At 44.7% G+C, this 18,054-nt stretch carries 13 protein-coding genes, 1 tRNA gene, 1 other RNA gene and 2 other annotated features; of the genes, 14 read left to right on the forward strand and 1 reads right to left on the reverse strand.

Features of this window, described 5'->3' with window-relative positions; genetic code table 11:
• Nucleotides 1-74 precede the first annotated feature (74 nt).
• Nucleotides 75-1,094, forward strand: a complete 1,020-nt coding sequence (gene ilvC, locus WMO28_RS12775) for a ketol-acid reductoisomerase (protein ID WP_349057192.1) — start codon at nt 75-77, stop codon at nt 1,092-1,094.
• A gap of 230 nt (nt 1,095-1,324) precedes the next feature.
• Nucleotides 1,325-1,398 (forward strand) — tRNA-Pro (locus tag WMO28_RS12780).
• Nucleotides 1,399-1,914: 516 nt separating this feature from the next.
• On the opposite strand, the gene WMO28_RS12785 is transcribed toward WMO28_RS12780, so the two are convergent.
• Nucleotides 1,915-4,185, reverse strand: coding sequence for a glycoside hydrolase family 3 C-terminal domain-containing protein (locus tag WMO28_RS12785; protein ID WP_349057193.1), 2,271 nt, complete (start codon nt 4,183-4,185; stop codon nt 1,915-1,917).
• A gap of 122 nt (nt 4,186-4,307) precedes the next feature.
• On the opposite strand from WMO28_RS12785, the gene WMO28_RS12790 reads away from it, so the two are divergent.
• The 12 genes from WMO28_RS12790 (at nt 4,308) to WMO28_RS12845 (ending at nt 18,029) form a co-directional block, all read left to right on the forward strand.
• Nucleotides 4,308-5,081 (forward strand): helix-turn-helix domain-containing protein, encoded by a 774-nt coding sequence (locus WMO28_RS12790; RefSeq protein ID WP_349057194.1) that lies wholly within the window; start codon nt 4,308-4,310, stop codon nt 5,079-5,081.
• An 87-nt stretch (nt 5,082-5,168) separates the two neighbouring features.
• Nucleotides 5,169-5,437 (forward strand) — a binding site (T-box leader).
• A gap of 83 nt (nt 5,438-5,520) precedes the next feature.
• Nucleotides 5,521-7,176 (forward strand): 2-isopropylmalate synthase, encoded by a 1,656-nt coding sequence (locus WMO28_RS12795; protein WP_349057195.1) that lies wholly within the window; start codon nt 5,521-5,523, stop codon nt 7,174-7,176.
• Between the two features lie 504 nt (nt 7,177-7,680).
• On the forward strand, nt 7,681-8,511 hold the full coding sequence (locus WMO28_RS12800) for a cell wall hydrolase (protein ID WP_178644673.1): 831 nt from the start codon (nt 7,681-7,683) through the stop codon (nt 8,509-8,511).
• Between the two features lie 178 nt (nt 8,512-8,689).
• Entirely contained in the window at nt 8,690-10,180 is a 1,491-nt protein-coding gene (gene thrC, locus WMO28_RS12805) for a threonine synthase (RefSeq protein WP_349057196.1), read from the forward strand.
• Nucleotides 10,181-10,253: 73 nt separating this feature from the next.
• Nucleotides 10,254-10,431, forward strand: a non-coding RNA gene (gene ssrS / locus WMO28_RS12810) — 6S RNA.
• 60 nt (nt 10,432-10,491) lie between these two features.
• Nucleotides 10,492-11,550 carry an aldose epimerase family protein gene (locus WMO28_RS12815; RefSeq protein WP_349057197.1) on the forward strand — a complete coding sequence of 353 codons (1,059 nt, stop codon included), beginning with the start codon at nt 10,492-10,494 and terminating at the stop codon, nt 11,548-11,550.
• Between the two features lie 56 nt (nt 11,551-11,606).
• Entirely contained in the window at nt 11,607-12,194 is a 588-nt protein-coding gene (locus WMO28_RS12820; RefSeq protein WP_178644679.1) for a GNAT family N-acetyltransferase, read from the forward strand.
• 23 nt (nt 12,195-12,217) lie between these two features.
• Nucleotides 12,218-13,117, forward strand: coding sequence for a YhjD/YihY/BrkB family envelope integrity protein (locus tag WMO28_RS12825; RefSeq protein WP_178644681.1), 900 nt, complete (start codon nt 12,218-12,220; stop codon nt 13,115-13,117).
• 57 nt (nt 13,118-13,174) lie between these two features.
• Nucleotides 13,175-13,393, forward strand: a binding site (T-box leader).
• A gap of 99 nt (nt 13,394-13,492) precedes the next feature.
• Nucleotides 13,493-14,512 (forward strand): phenylalanine--tRNA ligase subunit alpha, encoded by a 1,020-nt coding sequence (gene pheS, locus WMO28_RS12830; protein WP_173739141.1) that lies wholly within the window; start codon nt 13,493-13,495, stop codon nt 14,510-14,512.
• A 62-nt stretch (nt 14,513-14,574) separates the two neighbouring features.
• Entirely contained in the window at nt 14,575-16,992 is a 2,418-nt protein-coding gene (gene pheT / locus WMO28_RS12835; protein ID WP_178644682.1) for a phenylalanine--tRNA ligase subunit beta, read from the forward strand.
• Nucleotides 16,992-17,600 (forward strand): histidine phosphatase family protein, encoded by a 609-nt coding sequence (locus WMO28_RS12840; RefSeq protein WP_349057199.1) that lies wholly within the window; start codon nt 16,992-16,994, stop codon nt 17,598-17,600. The genes pheT and WMO28_RS12840 overlap by 1 nt, the downstream gene beginning before the upstream one ends.
• A gap of 216 nt (nt 17,601-17,816) precedes the next feature.
• Nucleotides 17,817-18,029, forward strand: coding sequence for a FeoA domain-containing protein (locus WMO28_RS12845; RefSeq protein WP_178641273.1), 213 nt, complete (start codon nt 17,817-17,819; stop codon nt 18,027-18,029).
• Nucleotides 18,030-18,054 lie beyond the last annotated feature (25 nt).

The following is an 18,054-nucleotide window of genomic DNA, read 5'->3' on the forward strand; positions in this document are numbered from 1 at the left end:
GAGAGCAGCCACTCTCTTAACGATAAATAATTTTTATGAAGAAGATGTGATAAACATCAGAGGAGGAAAGTAAAATGGCTAACAAGATTTTTTATCAGGAAGATTGTAATTTAAGCTTACTGGATGGTAAAAAAATTGCAATTATTGGATACGGAAGCCAGGGACATGCACATGCTCTGAACTTAAAGGATTCCGGATGTGATGTCATTATCGGTCTGTACGAAGGCAGCAAATCCTGGAAAAGAGCTGAGGAGCAGGGCTTTAAAGTATATACAGCAGCAGAGGCTGCTAAACAGGCAGATATCATCATGATTCTTATCAACGATGAGAAACAGGCTAAGCTTTACAAAGAGTCCATCGAGCCAAACCTTGAAGAAGGCAACATGCTTATGTTCGCTCACGGCTTCAACATTCACTTTGGATGCATTAAACCTCCGAAATATGTTGATGTTACAATGATCGCTCCTAAGGGACCTGGACACACAGTAAGAAGTGAGTATCAGGCTGGCAAGGGTGTTCCGTGTCTGGTAGCTGTAGAGCAGGATGCTACAGGTAAAGCACAGGATATCGCACTTGCATATGCACTTGGAATTGGTGGAGCAAGAGCTGGTGTTCTTGAGACAACATTCCGTACAGAGACAGAGACAGACCTCTTCGGTGAGCAGGCTGTACTTTGCGGTGGTGTTTGTGCACTTATGCAGGCTGGTTTCGAAACACTTGTTGAGGCTGGTTATGACCCAAGAAACGCATACTTCGAGTGTATCCATGAGATGAAACTGATCGTTGACCTGATCTATCAGTCAGGCTTCGCTGGAATGAGATATTCTATCTCCAACACAGCTGAGTATGGTGACTATGTAACAGGACCGAAGATCGTCACAGAGGATACAAAGAAAGCAATGAAGAAAGTACTTTCTGACATCCAGGATGGTACATTCGCTAAAGAGTTCTTACTCGACATGTCTGATGCAGGCGCTCAGGTACACTTCAAGGCTATGAGAAAATTAGCTTCTGAGCATCAGTCTGAGAAAGTCGGCGAGGAGATCCGTAAACTCTACAGCTGGAACGGCGAGGATAAACTTATTAATAACTAAGCAAAATTTACTGCGCCAGCAGGAAATTTTGCGATACTCAGGCGTAGCGTAAGCGGAGTCTGAGGTTCCGATGAGGAACGACATTTACTGCGCCAGCAGGAAATTTTGTGATATGGATCCCATCTGATTTTATGATCAGATGGGATTTTTTTGAAATTAACATTTGGGAAGAAGCTTGGGAAAAAACAGGTTGCATTCCAGAGAGGTTTCTGATATAATTTCTTTTGTTGCGGGGTATGGCGTAGCTTGGTAGCGCGCACGGCTGGGGGCCGTGAGGTCGCAGGTTCAAATCCTGTTGCCCCGATTTATACTTTAAAATCAAGGGTTTGCGGAGTTTGGGGAATCAAATCTCGAAAATCAAATCTCGAAAATCATAGAAAATGATTACTTTTGATTAGTCGAAAGTAGAATTCATAATTAAAGAGAGGAGGTTCTTCCACACTTGCCAAGGTAGGGGAAGAATAAAACAATCGAATAAAAAATAAATTTAGGCTTATAGATTATTGGTAAATAAATGTGCAATATACATTTTGTACAAATGATAATCTACAAGCCTTTTCTATTTAGTATATCCTAAATTGTTAAGTAAATCAGCCTTGTATATGGATTTTTTTGTAAGGATTATTCGTAAGTGAAAAGAGATTCAGCCCCAAAAAGAAGGAGGCCGGGAGCAGTGCGAACTCCCGGCGAAAAAAGTATGAAAAAGAAAAAGATTTATTCAGCAAGTGCATTTGCTGTTTACAGTTAATAATATAATCAAAAAATGTGTGCATTGTGTGAAAGGAAAATGAAGAGAATGTGAAAAACTGATTATAAAAAATTATACTAATGAATTCAGCTTTTCGATAATCTCAACAAGTTTTTCTCTGGAAAAGCCGCCAAAGCTCATAAGAGCACGTAATGGCATGGAATCGGTCATGGCCTGGGTCATTTCTTCGGTGACTGCTTCAGAGGCTGCCTCGGAAGCGTTTTCCTCGCCGCCGTTCATGGCTGAAAGATATGCGGATGTCAGCTCTTTGGCTGTTGCACTTGTCTTAGGATTGCGGAACAGTTCACCAAGGGTAGTATTCATGTGAACGTGCATCGGGATTTCCTGGATGCTGTTCATATGGACAGTTCCTTCCAGACAGATGTCTCTGGAAGATGCGCCGATGAGGATTTTGTATTCGCCGTTGGCAGCGAACCAGTCGTGAAGAGTTGTGTTATACCATGCAAAACTGCGCTTATCAAGTTCCAGAGTAACGGTCTTAGTTTCGCCTGGGTTCAGAGAAACTTTTTCGAAACCTTTGAGTTCTTTTTCCGGACGGATTGCGGAGCCTGTGCAGTCTTTTACATAAAGCTGTACAACTTCTTTACCTGCAACAGTGCCTGTGTTTGTCACATCAACAGAAACTGTAAGTGTATCCTTTTCAGTAGGATTCTCGTTGGAGATCTGAAGATTGCTGTAGGTAAAGGTAGTGTATGAAAGTCCGTATCCGAAAGGATAAGCTACATTCATTTCTTTTGTATCGTAATAACGGTAACCAACGAACACACCTTCGCGGTACTCGACGTTTTCGTCGCCACCGAAATTCAGGTAGGATGGGTTGTCGGAAAGCTTAAGTGGAATTGTTTCAGCGAGCTTACCGCTTGGGTTTACTTTTCCGTAAAGGATATTTGCAACAGCAGCCCCGCCGGCCTGTCCGCCAAGATATGCCTCCAGAAGTCCTTTTACATCAGAAAGCCATGGCATTTCCACAGGGGAACCGTTGTGAAGGACAACAACAGCGTTTGGCTGTACTTTCAGAATCTCTGTGATGAGGCGGTTCTGGCATTCCGGAAGTCTCATGTGGGAACGGTCGTAGCCTTCAGATTCGAAACTGTCAGGAAGTCCGGCAAAGATAACAACCTTATCGGCCTCTTTTGTTGCTTTGATAGCTTCTGCAGCAAGGGCGTCATCATAGAGATCTTTGTCTGCAGGGAAGCCTTCTGCATAAATAACCTGTGCATCAGAAGGAACAGAATCCAGTGCATTGGTGATCTTAAAGCAGTTGATATGAGAGCTTCCGCCACCCTGGAAACGAGGCTTTTTGGCGAAGCCGCCAATGAAAGCAACTTTTTCGGACGTCTTCAGCGGAAGGATCTGATCGTTGTTTTTCAGAAGAACCATGGATTCCTCAGCAATGCGGCGGGCTTCTTCATGATCTTCTTCCATTGTGAATTCCTGCGGAGCATGATGATCTGCATATTCAAAGATAATGCGGAGAATGCGTTCTACAGCCTGGTCGAGAACTTCTTCTTTAAGGGTGCCGTCTTTTACAGCCTGTACGATCAGAGCATCATTGGCACCGCCGGAGGATGGCATTTCCAGTTCAAGACCTGCCTCAAGGCCTTTTACACGGTCATTGACAGCGCCCCAGTCGGACATGACGTAGCCTTTGAAGCCCCAGTCACCGCGGAGTACATCTGTGAGAAGCCATTTGTTCTCGGATGCAAAGGTGCCGTTGATCTGGTTGTAGGAGCACATGAAAGTGTACGGCTGAGCTTTTTTTACAGCAGTTTCAAATGCCGGGAAATAGATCTCGCGTAAGGTTCGCTCATCAACATCAGAGGAGTTGCTCATACGGTGGTATTCCTGGTTGTTTGCTGCAAAATGTTTGATTGAAGTTCCTACATGCTGGGACTGTACGCCGTTTACAAAGGCAGCGGCGATCTCCCCTGCAAGATATGGATCTTCGGAGTAATATTCAAAGTTTCTTCCGCAGAGAGGAGAACGTTTGATATTTACTGCCGGTCCAAGTACTACGGATACATCGTTAGCCTGAGCTTCTTTTCCGATGGTCTTGCCCATTTCTTCCATCAGCTTACGGTCAAAGGAGCAGGCACTTAAGGCAGCAGGAGGAAAGCAGACAGCCTTGATACTGTCGTTCATTCCAAGGTGGTCGCCCTTATCATCCTGCTTACGAAGTCCGTGCGGCCCGTCGCTGACCATTACTTCCGGGATTCCAAGACGGTCTACATGTTTCAGATGCCAGAAATCAAGGCCGGAGCACATTCCAGCTTTTTCTTCCAGGGTCATCTGGCCTATGATTTTTTTTAAATCATGTTCCATATAAAAACCTCCAAAAAAATATTTTTCTTAATATGGACTATAGCATTTTTTATTGATAAAATATAATAAAATCTTGTTAAAAATAATAAAATATTGCAGTATTAAGGAGATATAGATTTATTATGAAAGAAAAAAAACTCGAAAAGAAAGAAACGGAAGCTCTCCTGGCTGTAAACCGTGGAGAAGACACCCTGTTTCAGCGCCGTGAGAACCTGCAGGGACATGGTTCATATGCGAAAGAACGGATGCAATATGAGGCAATCCGCAATGGTCAGGTGGAACGGATCCGTTCCGTTATACAGCAGGAACCGGATGGGATACCAGGTATTCTTTCGAAAGACCAGCTACGCAACAGCAAAAACATGTTTATCGCAGGAATTACGCTGGATACCCGTGCAGCTATTGAAGGCGGAGTACCGGAAGAAACGGCATATTCGCTCAGTGATGGCTATATTCAGACGGTAGAGGAATGCGCGGATCAGGTTGCGGTAAAAGAGCTCACCATGCAGGCGGCGCTTCGGTTTGCCAGGGAGGTCCGGAAGTATGGGAGACCTCATTACAGCAGGGCGATCGACAGGGCAGTGAAATACATTCATCTGCATCTGCATAATCCGATTACACTGGAGGATGTAGGCCGGGCAGCAGGGATCAGTGCCTGCTATCTTTCCAGGCTGTTCCGGCAGGAAACAGGAACGTCGATTGTAGACTATATTCAGAAAGAACGAATTGAAGCGGCCCGCAGCATGCTTTCCTATTCTGAATATACTGCGTCTCAGATCGGAGAATATCTCTGTTTTGCAAACCAGAGCTATTTTATCCAGATATTTAAGAAGTTTACAGGGACGACGCCTGCAAAATACAGGAAATATATGGTATCAGGAAGAAACTGGGAGTAATTGCTGCGGAAAAGCTAAGAATGTATTGAGTAATTTGACATTGACAAATCCGGAATAACGTGGTACCCTAATAACAGTTTTAGAAAGAGAAATGCTTGGATGAGGAATAGTACACAGCGAACGGAGCACAGAGAGCTGCTGGTCGGTGAGAAGCAGCGGAAGAGATTTGTGGAACTCGCCTCGGAGCATCTGCCCGAAATCTTTTTTATATGGAGAGTAGACGCAGACGGTGTCCGCCGTTACCCGGAGAGGATATAAGGATGTTGTTGGCATTCCGTATCTGTTGAGTGTATGAATTTTTATTCATGAAATAAGAGTGGTACCGCGTAGGACAGCAGTTGTCTTTCGTCTCTTGCAGAATTGCAGAGTCGGAAGATTTTTTTATGCGAAAAATTAAAATCAAAAGATTAATGGAAACAGAAAATGGAGGAAAACAAAAATGATGACACCATCTAAGTACAAACGTCAGTATTACATGCCGCCGGTGAAATGTATGAAATGGGCGGAGAAGGAATATGTAGATAAGGCCCCGATCTGGTGCTCTGTAGACCTTCGTGATGGAAACCAGGCACTTGTGATCCCGATGAGTCTTGAGCAGAAGGTAGAGTTCTTCAAGCTTCTGGTAAAGATCGGTTTCAAAGAGATCGAGGTAGGCTTCCCGGCTGCTTCTGAGACAGAGTATGAGTTCCTTCGTACCCTGATTGAGCAGAATCTGATCCCGGAGGACGTAACGATCCAGGTTCTGACTCAGGCAAGAGAACATATCATCCGAAAAACTTTTGAGGCTGTCAAGGGTGCTCCGAAAGCAATCGTGCATGTATACAATTCTACATCTGTCTCCCAGAGAGAACAGGTATTCAAGAAGTCCAAAGAAGAGATCTTAAAGATTGCAGTGGATGGTGCCGCACTTCTGAAAAAGCTTGCAGATGAGACAGAGGGTAATTTCCAGTTTGAGTACAGCCCGGAGAGCTTCACAGGAACAGAGCCGGAATATGCGCTTGAAGTCTGCAACGCAGTTCTTGATGTATGGAAACCGACTGCAGATAACAAGGCAATCATCAATCTGCCGGTAACTGTTGAGCATTCCATGCCGCATGTATATGCAAGCCAGGTTGAATATATGTGTGACAATCTGAAATACCGTGAAAATGTTATCGTTTCCCTGCATCCGCATAATGACCGTGGATGTGGTGTCGCAGATTCCGAGATGGGACTTCTGGCAGGCGCGGACAGAATCGAGGGAACTCTGTTCGGAAACGGAGAACGTACCGGTAACGTAGATATCGTAACGCTTGGTATGAATATGTATTCCCAGGGTGTTGACCCGAAGATCGATTTTTCTGATATGCCGCATATTTGCGAGGTTTATGAGAAATGTACAGGCATGCAGGTTTATGAGAGAAGTCCGTACAGCGGTGCTCTTGTATTTGCTGCTTTCTCAGGCTCCCACCAGGATGCAATCGCAAAAGGTATGCACTGGAGAGAGAATGGTGATCTTGAGCACTGGACAGTGCCATATCTGCCAATCGACCCGACAGACGTTGGAAGAAACTATGATGCAGATGTTATCCGTATCAACAGCCAGTCCGGAAAAGGTGGCGTAGGTTATATCCTTGAGACGAAATTCGGTCTGAACCTTCCGCCAAAAATGCGCGAGGCTATGGGATATGCTGCAAAGGCTGTTTCCGATCACAAGCATAAGGAGCTTCATCCGGATGAGATCTTCAGCCTGTTTAAATCTACTTTTGAGAATGTGGTTGAGCCGTACAGCATCAATGAGGTTCATTTCCAGCAGAAAGATGGCGGTATTGTGACACAGGTTACTTCTATTTTCCGTGGAAAAACTGTTGTTACAGAGGCTGCCGGAAACGGTCGTCTGGACGCAGTAAGTAATGCGCTGAAGAAGGCTTATGAACTGAAATATACACTGGAGACTTATCAGGAGCATGCGCTGGAGCAGAGCTCTACTTCCAAGGCGATCGCCTATGTGGGAATCCGCAAACCGGACGGAACTCTTGCATGGGGCGCAGGTGTTGACCCGGATATCATCCGTGCATCCATTGATGCGCTGGTAACTGCGATCAATAACCGATAAATTAAGAAAACTGTCGTTTATGCCCGACCGAAAAATCTTGACGGGATAAGCACATAACATTATAATCAGAGCTGTAAAAACAACAGAAAAAACTGTTCTGAAAAGGAAATCAGAGAGCAGGCAGAGGTACGTTTTTTGTAAATAAGATCAGGAATCTTACGAAAAACAGAGGCTGCCTGCTCTTTTTTATGGACAGTCGGATAGCGTATTGTGTGGATAATTATGAGGACAACTGCATGATTTTGTGTGGAATGAATGTGGAATGAATGTGGATAACTCATAAATACCCCTATTAAGGATGAAAATGGCTAAAAAAGCTTGACATATAGGAGTTTATTAAATATAATTTTCCCATACATTACAGAAATGTTACAAATAATGTAATGAAAGAAAAAAAAACGTAATGATTCGTATTTTTTTGGAAACAGATAACGAAGGGGCTATCGTTTCTGAACCAGATGAATCACGGGACATTACAGAAAATTTAACGCAAGGAATGAGAGTATGGAAGTTAAAGAAGATTTACGTGAATCAGCTGCGGAGCAGGACGAACGTAAAAATGAAAAAAACAAGGGGAATTCCGTGCGCGGCTTTGCAGTGCTGACTATGTGTGCAGTTCTGGCGATGGTTATTTCTGTGGGGACAAAAATATTACCAGTAAGTGGCAATGGCAAGGTTTATGCTGCTTCTTCCGGAAAAATGGATTCCGATGAGGAAGTGGCAGTTCCTACCGGGATTGCAGGTGTTGTTTCCGGGGTTTCAGAGGCGCCGTCATCTGGCAGTACAGTTACCAGGATCGGCAGCTCATGTGAGCAGGTGATCGTGGGACAGAGAGTAAAAAAAGTAAAAAATACCACTGCAGATCTCAACGTAAGTTCCTCTATGGAGAATAAAGTCAATGAGCTGGATGCGAGATCCATCACACTTGCCGAAAATCCCACGCTGATGTCTGACGAAGATTATGCCACATTGCTGCGTATCGTGGAAGCAGAAGCCGGCAGCGAGGACATCAAGGGACGTGTTCTTGTAGCTAATGTGATCATGAATCGTGTAAAGAGCGAAGATTTTCCTAATACAGTAACGGAGGTCGTTTGGGATAACAGTGACGGAGTTCCGCAGTTTTCCCCGACTTACGACGGAAGGATTAATGAGGTTACGGTTTCTGACGAAACGAGAGAGGCTGTGAAGCAGGCACTGAAAGGAACAGATTACTCAGAGGGTGCCCTGTTTTTTATTCAGAAATCCGCAGCGGAAGCGCATAATGTGAAATGGTTTGAAAAAGATCTTAAGAAGCTTTTCAAATATGGAGTCCACGAGTTTTATACATACAAATAAACTGTGCGAATGCCGTACAGAAAAAATGCCGGTGTCTGCGAGGATGCCGGCGCTTTGTTTTTTGAGAAAAACAATTTGAGGTTTTTTTTAAAGTGGTGGCATTTTCCATAATTCCATGCTATAATGTGATAACGTTGAAAAGAAAACAAATATTTTACAATAGAAAGGCGGAACACCAATGCAGGTATTGTACAAGAGCACCAGAGGAAAAGAGCAGGCAGTTACAGCGTCTATGGCCATACTGAAAGGCCTTTCTGAGGACGGCGGACTGTTCGTGCCTGACAGCATTCCCAAGCTGGATGTATCAATGGAGAAGCTGGCACAGATGACTTACCAGGAGACAGCTTATGAGGTAATGAGCCGTTTCCTTACAGATTTTACAGAGGAAGAGCTTAAGGACTGTATCCGTAAGGCATATGATAGCAAGTTTGACACAGAGAAAATCGCACCGCTTCATGAGGCAGACGGAGCTTATTTCCTGGAGCTGTTCCACGGTGCTACGATCGCGTTCAAGGATATGGCACTTTCCATTCTTCCGCATCTGATGACAACAGCAGCGAAGAAGAACGATGTTAAGAACGAGATCGTTATCCTTACTGCAACCTCCGGAGACACAGGTAAGGCTGCCATGGCAGGCTTTGCAGATGTACCGGGAACGAAGATCATCGTATTTTACCCGAAGCATGGTGTCAGCCCGATCCAGGAGAAACAGATGGTAACACAGAAGGGTGCTAACACTTATGTTGTGGGCATCACAGGAAACTTTGATGACGCCCAGACAGCAGTCAAGAAGATGTTCAATGATCGTGAGATGGCTTCTGAGCTTGATAAGGCAGGTTTCCAGTTCTCTTCTGCGAACTCCATCAACATCGGTCGTCTTGTTCCGCAGATCGTATACTATGTATATGCTTACGCAACGCTGGTTCGTGATGGTAAGATCAAGGATGGTCAGGAGATCAATGTAGTTGTTCCTACAGGAAACTTCGGAAATATTCTTGCTGCATATTATGCGAAACAGATGGGACTTCCGATCCATAAGCTGATCTGTGCTTCCAATGAGAACCGTGTTCTCTATGATTTCTTCCGTACAGGAACCTACGACAGAAGGCGTGACTTTATCCTCACAACATCTCCATCCATGGATATCCTGATCTCCAGTAACCTGGAGCGTCTGATCTATCGTCTTACAGGAGAGAATGCAGAGAAATGCGCTGAGCTTATGAAATCCTTAAGTGAGGGTGGCGAGTACACGATCACAGAGGATATGAAAGCACAGCTTGGCGATTTTTATGGTAATTTCTGCAGTGAGGAAGAGACTGCACAGGCGATCAGTGAGACATATAAGAACAGCAATTATGTCATCGATACGCATACTGCAGTTGCAGCAGGCGTATATAAGAAATATGTAGGTGAGACAGAGGATCACATACCGACTGTCATTGCTTCTACTGCAAGCCCGTACAAATTTACAAGAAGTGTTATGGAGGCTCTTGGGGAGGACCATAAAGAACTGGATGATTTCGGGCTTGTGGATGCACTTTCCAGATTCTCAGGAGTCCCGATTCCGCGTGCAGTTGAGGAGATCCGTACAGCACCTGTACTTCATGACAGAGTTGTGGATGCACCGGATATGCCGGATGCGGTAAGAGATATTCTTAACATTAAATAATAAAATTCATTAAGAATGTGTATTTTCTGTTGAAAAAGCACAAATACTGGTTTATAATAAACACAACGAAAACCGAATCCTGGAATGTTCGATCCCCCTTTTCTTTTTGAACCTACATTGACATTTTGGGAATCCAAGATCGCAGGTTGGATGTCAGACCTCTCGTCGTGGTAGGCAGAAGACACTGTTGAGGATACCCACCTAGCATCCGCTAGGCGTCAAAAATAAGGGAACGGCATCCCGGGATTAATCGGTTAAAGACATAGAGCCGCTTGATGGCTCTTTTTTCATATATGGGAGGTATTGGTATTATGGGTGTTTCAGTGAGAAAATTTGGAACACTTCCTACTGGGGAGGAAGTAAAAATCTATCATCTTGAGAACAAGTCCGGCGCGTACGTGGAGGTTCTTCAGTATGGGGCGATCCTGGTTAAAGTATGTGTTCCGGATAAGAACGGAGAACTGAGGGATGTAGTTCTGGGGTATGACGATATCCAGAGTTACGAAGTGAACGGATGCTTTTTCGGGGCGATCATTGGAAGAAGCGGTAATCGTATCGAGAATTCCAGATTTTTTATTGACGATAAAGAAGTAGTCCTCACAGAGAATGAGAACCATAACAATCTTCACAGTGGCCCGAATGGTTTTGAGAAGAAGCTCTGGGAAGTGAAAGAAATCTCCGAGGGACAGAACAGTGTGGACTTCTTCCACATCAGCCCGGATGGAGAGAACGGATTCCCGGGAGAATTTTCAGTTATCGTGAAATATGAATTTACGGAAGAGAACGAGCTGAAGATCCTTTACAGAGGTCGTTCTGATGCAGCGACAGTTGCCAATATGACGAATCATTCCTACTTTAATCTGGAGGGTGAGGGAAGCGGCAATGTGCTGGACCAGGAGGTATGTATTCATGCGAAATATTTTACACCTGTGAGAGACAGCCAGGCGATTCCGACAGGAGAATATGCGCTGGTTGAGGGAACCCCGATGGATTTCAACAGCCCGAAGACGATCGGCAGAGATATTGAGGCAGATTTTGAGCAGCTGAAGTTTACAGGCGGATACGACCACAATTATGTGACAGACAATTATGCAAAGGGAAATGTGCGCTCCATTGCCAGTGCCTACTGCAAAGAGTCGGGCATCGGAATGGAAGTTTCCTCAGACTGTCCGTGTGTACAGTTTTATGCCGGTAACTTTATCGGAGAAGAGAAAGGCAAGAATGGACATGTTTATCATGACCGTTACGGCTTCTGCCTGGAGACACAGGTTGAGCCGAATGCAGTAAATGTGGATGAATTCCATTCACCGATTCTGCGACCGGGTGAGGAGTACAGCTCTGAGACGATCTATCGTTTTTTTACAAAATAAACAGCTGCGATGTGTGATCAAGAATGTGGCAAGAAGAAACAGAGGTATGAACAGTAATGCAGATACGTGTGGCAGAAGAGAAGGATGCGGCAGCACTTGTAGAGATCTATTCCTATTACGTTGAGAAAACGGCGGTCACATTTGAATATGAGACACCGTCCGTGGAGGAATTTACTAGGCGCATTCGTGACATCCAGAAAAAATATCCCTATATTGTGGCGGAAGAAAATGGTGAGATCCTGGGTTATGCCTATGGTTCGGCGTTTCATCCGAGAGCTGCCTATGGCTGGTGTGCAGAGATGTCCATCTATGTGAAACATGACAGAAGAGGAAACGGCGCCGGTGGAAGGCTTTACCGCGCGCTGGAGAGCCTGCTGGCGGAGATGGGAATTCTGAATCTGAATGCCTGCATTGCTGTTCCTCAAAAAGAGGATGAATATCTTACCAATGCCAGTGTGGATTTTCATAGGCATTTCGGATACAAGAGAGTGGGAGAATTCCACAGATGCGGCTACAAATTTAACCGCTGGTATCATATGTTATGGATGGAGAAGATGATCGGTGAGCATAAGAAATTGCAGCCGGCCGTGAAGCCTTTTCCAGAGATCCAGGATAAGATCGGATTTGAGCGCTTTTCCTGGTAAAAAAGAAACTCGAGGGGGTCAGCATGGACGAAGAGAAGAAAAAACGAAACCTGATTCAGCTCATGCTGGGATTTGTGAAGAGAGCAAATGGAGATCATGTAAGTGCATATGCCGCTCAGGCTGCGTACTTTCTGATCATGTCATTTATTCCGTTTGTATTGTTTCTTACAACATTGATCCGTTACACACCGCTAAGCTACAATGTTGTCCGTGACGCGATCATAGGTTTTGTGCCCGGGAATCTTCAGACCTTTGTGCTGAGTATTGTAGTTGAGGTATATAAGAGAAGCACGGCAATTGTGCCATTATCCGCTCTGATGGCACTCTGGGCGTCAGGAAAAGGTATGCAGGCCATAATCAACGGTCTCAACACGATCTACCATGTGAAGGAGACACGAAACTGGCTGACGAACCGTATTTATTCGGTTTTTTATATGCTGTTATTTGTGCTGGCGATTATTGTCACCCTGTTGATGCTTGTCCTAGGAAACCGTATTCAGATTGCGGCACAGAGGACAATACCGATTCTGGGAAGACTCCTTGGAAAGCTCATGGGGGCGAGAACTCTGCTGGTATTTGCAGTGCTTTTTGTGGTTTTTCTTGTGCTTTATAAGGTGCTTCCCAACAGAAAGGCAACGTTTAAGAGCCAGCTTCCGGGAGCGTTTATCATTGCAGTAGGCTGGCTTATTTTTTCCTACGGATTCTCTCTGTATTTTGAATTTTTTCCGAATTTTGGAAATATGTATGGAAGTCTGACGGCTTTGATCATGGTTATGCTGTGGCTGTATGTGTGTATGAATCTGATCCTGTACGGGGCGGAGATCAACGCATACTTCGAAAATGAATTCCGGCGGGCGCAGAAATCAGTAAAAACTCTGCTCACCAGAAAAGAAAATGAAAAAAACAGCTCCAAAGAATCATGACTTTACAGACTTTGCGCTTGACAGAAAGCGGACCTTGTGGCATAGTATTAAAAGACAGAAAAAGCTGTGAAGGTGTTAGAGAGGATTATTTTCTCACAGAGAAGGGAAGTCACCGGCTGTAAGCTTCCCCGGGTTCAGATAATTCTTGAGTTTCCCACCGGAGCTTCCTCTCTGAAATAACAGTAGGAGATGACGTATGCTGCGCGTTAAGCAGACAGAAGTGCCCGTGATCTTTCATGGGAAACTGGGTGGTACCGCGGATATTCCGTCCCTTTTATAAGGGACGGTTTTTTTATTGCCCATTTTTGCTTCGGCGGAAGATGGATAGCGGCGTATCATTGATCATTTATATTAAAGGAGAAATAGACCATGGATATGAAAGAAAGACTTCAGGAACTGGCTGAGAACGCCAGAAAACGGATCGAGGAATCCGAGGGCCTGGATAAGCTGAATGATGTGCGTGTTGCATATCTTGGAAAAAAAGGTGAGCTTACAGCAATCTTAAAAGGTATGAAAGATGTTGCTCCAGAGGAGCGTCCGAAGGTTGGTCAGCTTGTTAATGAGACAAGAGCAAAAATTGAGGAGCTTCTGGAAACTTCCAGGAAAGAGTTTGAGGAAAAAGTCCGTGAGGAGAAGATGAAGGCTGAGGTTATCGATGTAACACTTCCTGCAAAGAAGGCAAAGATCGGTCATCGTCATCCGAACACTATCGCTCTGGAAGAAGTTGAACGTATCTTCATTGGAATGGGCTATGAAGTTGTTGAAGGACCTGAGGTTGAGTATGCAGACTATAACTTCACAAAACTGAATATTCCTGAGAATCATCCGGCAAGAGATGAGCAGGATACCTTCTTTATCAACGATTCCATTCTGCTTCGTTCCCAGACTTCACCGGTTCAGGCCCGTGAAATGGAAAAAGGCAAGCTGCCGATCCGTATGATCGCACCGGGACGTGTATTCCGTTCTGACGAGGTGGATGCAACACATTCTCCTTCCTTCCATCAGATCGAAGGTCTTGTTATTGATAAGAATGTTACATTTGCAGATCTTAAGGGTACTCTTCAGGAGTTCGCAAAAGAACTCTTCGGACCGGAGACAAAGACAAAATTCCGTCCACATCATTTCCCGTTTACAGAGCCGAGCGCTGAGGTAGATGTATCCTGCTTCAAATGTGGCGGAAAGGGTTGCCGCTTCTGTAAAGGATCCGGCTGGATCGAAATTCTCGGCTGTGGTATGGTTCATCCGAACGTTCTCCGTATGTGTGGAATCGATCCGGATGAGTATACTGGATTTGCTTTTGGTGTAGGTCTGGAGCGTATTGCACTTCTGAAATACGAGATCGATGATATGCGTCTTCTGTATGAGAATGACAGCAGATTCCTGAAACAGTTCTAAAAGAGCCAGAAGGCAGATTTTGGATTTTCAGTTAAATATAGAAAAAAGAAGGGACAACCAAAATGAATACTTCATTATCTTGGATTAAAAAATATGTGCCGGATTTGGATGTAACGGCACAGGAATATACAGATGCCATGACTTTAACAGGCACAAAGGTAGAGGGCTTTACAGAGCTGGATGCAGATCTTGACAAGATCGTGATCGGTCAGATCGACAAGATCGAGAAGCATCCGGATGCAGACAAGCTGATCATCTGCCAGGTGAATATCGGAACAGAGAGCGTACAGATCGTAACAGGTGCACCTAATGTAAAAGAGGGAGATAAGGTTCCGGTAGTTCTTGATGGTGGACGTGTTGCAGGTGGTCATGACGGAAAAATGACTCCTGGCGGAATCAAGATCAAAAAAGGCAAACTTCGCGGTGTTGAGTCCTGTGGAATGATGTGTTCCATTGAAGAGCTTGGAAGCACAAGAGAAATGTACCCGGAGGCACCGGAGTACGGTATCTATATTTTCCCGGAGGATGCAGTTGTAGGCGAGAGTGCGATCAAGGCACTTGGTCTTGACGATGTAGTATTTGAGTATGAGATCACTTCCAACCGTGTAGACTGCTATGGAGTCCTTGGAATCGCAAGAGAGGCAGCAGCAACTTTCCAGAAGAAATTCTGTCCGCCTGTTGTAGAGGTCAAGGGAAATGATGAGAAGGCTTCTGACTACGTAAAGGTTACTGTAGAAGATCCTCAGCTCTGCCCACGTTACTGTGCAAGAGTTGTAAAAAATGTGAAGATCGGTCCGTCTCCGAAATGGATGCAGAGATGTCTGGCTTCCAACGGAATCCGCCCGATCAACAATCTGGTAGACATTACAAACTATGTAATGGAAGAGTTCGGTCAGCCGATGCATGCATATGATCTGGATACCATCGCAAACAAAGAGATCGTTGTACGCCGTGCAGGAAAAGATGAGAAATTTGTCACACTGGATGGTCAGGAGCGTACCATGGATGAGAACGTTCTGATGATCTGCGATGGTGAAAAAGCAGTTGGCATTGCCGGTATCATGGGTGGTGAGAATTCCATGATCACAGATGATGTAAAAACAGTTCTTTTTGAGGCTGCATGCTTCGATGGAACAAGCATCCGTCTTTCTTCCAAGAGAATCGGACTTCGTACCGATGCTTCCGGTAAATTCGAGAAGGGTCTTGACCCGAATAATGCCCAGGCTGCAATCGACCGTGCATGCCAGCTGATGGAAGAGCTTGGTGCTGGTGAGGTAGTCGGAGGAATGGTTGATATCTGCAATGAGACAAGAGAGCCATCCAGAGTAAAATTTGAGCCGGAGAAGATCAACAAGCTTCTTGGAACAGACATCACAAAAGAAGATATGATCGGTTATCTTGGACGTGTAGAGCTGGCCTATGATGAGAAAACAGATGAGATCGTTGCGCCTACTTTCCGTCAGGATATTCACTGCAATGCAGATGTTGCAGAGGAGGTTGCGAGATTCTACGGCTATGATAAGATCCCGATGACACTTCCTACAGGAGAGGCTACTACAGGTAAGCTTCCGTTCAAGCTTCGCATCCAGGAAGTTGCAAGGGATATCGCTGAGTATTGTGGATTTTCTGAGGGAATGTCCTATTCTTTCGAAAGCCCGAAGGTTTTTGACAAGCTTTGCATTCCTGAGGACAGCGAGCTTCGCAAAGGCATCACCATCAGCAATCCGCTTGGCGAGGATTACAGTATCATGCGTACAAGCACACTGAACGGTATGCTGGCATCTCTTTCCACAAACTATAACAGACGTAACAAAGATGTTCGTCTTTACGAACTTGGAAATATTTATCTTCCAAAGTCTCTTCCACTGACAGAGCTTCCGGACGAGCGTACCATGTTTACACTTGGAATGTACGGAAAAGGCGATTTCTTCGATATGAAGGGTGTATGCGAGGAGTTCTTCGAGAAAATCGGCATGAAGAAAAAAGTTACCTATGATCCGAAGAGCGGCAAGCCGTTTCTGCATCCGGGAAGACAGGCCAACATGATCTATAAGGGCAAGGTTGTGGGATATCTCGGAGAGGTTCATCCTTCTGTTGCAGATAACTATTCTATCGGAGAAAAAGCATACATTGCAGTGATCGATATCCTGGATGTGCTGGAATTCGCAGGCTTCAACCATAAATACACCGGAATCGCAAAATATCCGGCTGTAACACGTGACCTGAGCCTTGTAGTTCCTCATGCGGTTCTTGCAGGACAGATCGAAGAAATCTTCGACCAGAGAGGCGGAAATATCCTGGAGAGCTATCAGCTGTTCGATATCTATGAGGGAGCACAGATCGAGAAAGGCTTCAAGTCCATGGCTTATTCTCTTGTATTTCGTGCTCATGACAAGACTCTTGGTGAGAATGAGATCTCAGCTGTTATGAAGAAGATCATGAATGGCCTGAACGGACTTGGAATCGAGCTGAGAAGCTGATGCTGATCTATATCGTAAGACATGGTGTGACGGAATGGAATAAGCTGAAAAAGCTTCAGGGTGCTGCGGATGTTCCTCTTGCAAAGGAGGGCATCCGTCTTGCGGAAGAAACCGGAAAGGCTCTGAAAGACGTAAAATTTGACATCTGTTTTACCAGCCCGCTGTCGAGAGCAAAACAGACTGCAGAATGTATACTTGGAAACAGAGACATTCCGATCATACCGGATAAGCGTATTCAGGAGATCAATTTCGGAGTGCTGGAGGGGGACAAGGTAAGAGATCCTGAAGGGAATTATATTGATCCGCAGATTGAGATATTTTTCAAAGATCCTGTGAATTTTAAACGCCCGGAAAATGGTGAGAATATCTTTGATGTGATCGCCCGGACAAAAGATTTCTGGGAAGAAAAAACAACAGATCCGTCCCTTGCGGACAAAACGATCCTGGTAGCATCTCACGGATGTGCGGTTCGTGCACTATTGCAGAATATCTATCATGATCCGAAGAATTTCTGGCATGGTTCAGTACCGCCGAACTGCTGTATCAATCTTGTGGAAGTGAAGGATGGTAAGACGACACTTCTGGAAGAGGACAGGGTTTACGCATAAAAAAACAGAAGAAGCGCAGAAGAACTGAAATGGTTGTTCTGCGTTTCTTTTTTATACACGAAATTTGTGAAAAATACACAGGTTATGATTGACTAATCAGAATAAAGAGAGATAAAATAGATAAAGCAAATAAATAATTCAGAAAAATAAAGTTAAATATTACTAATTAGCGAAAAACTATTACAATGGTATGAAACATAAAAAAGAGGTGAGCATATGCAGTCGTTAAATGAGACAAATGCAGGCGAGAGCTATACGGTTAAATGGATGACGGGAATGCCGGAAACGATGGAACAGATCAGACAATACAATGTCAGTGAGGGAAAGACCATACAGGTGATCAGCCGGATACTTGGAGGTGTGATTGTCGGTGTGCAGGGACGCAGGATCCTGATCAGTGATGATGCAGCCTGTCGTATAAAAGTATGAGAAATATCAGTGCCTGAAAGGACAA

This window comes from Blautia aquisgranensis (genome assembly GCF_040096615.1).
GTDB lineage: Bacteria > Bacillota > Clostridia > Lachnospirales > Lachnospiraceae > Blautia_A > Blautia_A aquisgranensis.

Bases quoted from the DNA above. Each gene is read 5' to 3' on its own strand.
- thrC (WP_349057196.1), top strand. From the start codon at position 8,690: ATGCAGGTATTGTACAAGAGCACCAGAGGAAAAGAGCAGGCAGTTACA.
- WMO28_RS12825 (WP_178644681.1), top strand. From the start codon at position 12,218: ATGGACGAAGAGAAGAAAAAACGAAACCTGATTCAGCTCATGCTGGGA.
- WMO28_RS12840 (WP_349057199.1), top strand. From the start codon at position 16,992: ATGCTGATCTATATCGTAAGACATGGTGTGACGGAATGGAATAAGCTG.
- WMO28_RS12800 (WP_178644673.1), top strand. From the start codon at position 7,681: ATGGAAGTTAAAGAAGATTTACGTGAATCAGCTGCGGAGCAGGACGAA.
- WMO28_RS12785 (WP_349057193.1), bottom strand. From the start codon at position 4,185: ATGGAACATGATTTAAAAAAAATCATAGGCCAGATGACCCTGGAAGAA.
- ilvC (WP_349057192.1), top strand. From the start codon at position 75: ATGGCTAACAAGATTTTTTATCAGGAAGATTGTAATTTAAGCTTACTG.
- WMO28_RS12790 (WP_349057194.1), top strand. From the start codon at position 4,308: ATGAAAGAAAAAAAACTCGAAAAGAAAGAAACGGAAGCTCTCCTGGCT.
- WMO28_RS12820 (WP_178644679.1), top strand. From the start codon at position 11,607: ATGCAGATACGTGTGGCAGAAGAGAAGGATGCGGCAGCACTTGTAGAG.
- pheS (WP_173739141.1), top strand. From the start codon at position 13,493: ATGAAAGAAAGACTTCAGGAACTGGCTGAGAACGCCAGAAAACGGATC.
- WMO28_RS12795 (WP_349057195.1), top strand. From the start codon at position 5,521: ATGATGACACCATCTAAGTACAAACGTCAGTATTACATGCCGCCGGTG.
- pheT (WP_178644682.1), top strand. From the start codon at position 14,575: ATGAATACTTCATTATCTTGGATTAAAAAATATGTGCCGGATTTGGAT.
- WMO28_RS12845 (WP_178641273.1), top strand. From the start codon at position 17,817: ATGCAGTCGTTAAATGAGACAAATGCAGGCGAGAGCTATACGGTTAAA.
- WMO28_RS12815 (WP_349057197.1), top strand. From the start codon at position 10,492: ATGGGTGTTTCAGTGAGAAAATTTGGAACACTTCCTACTGGGGAGGAA.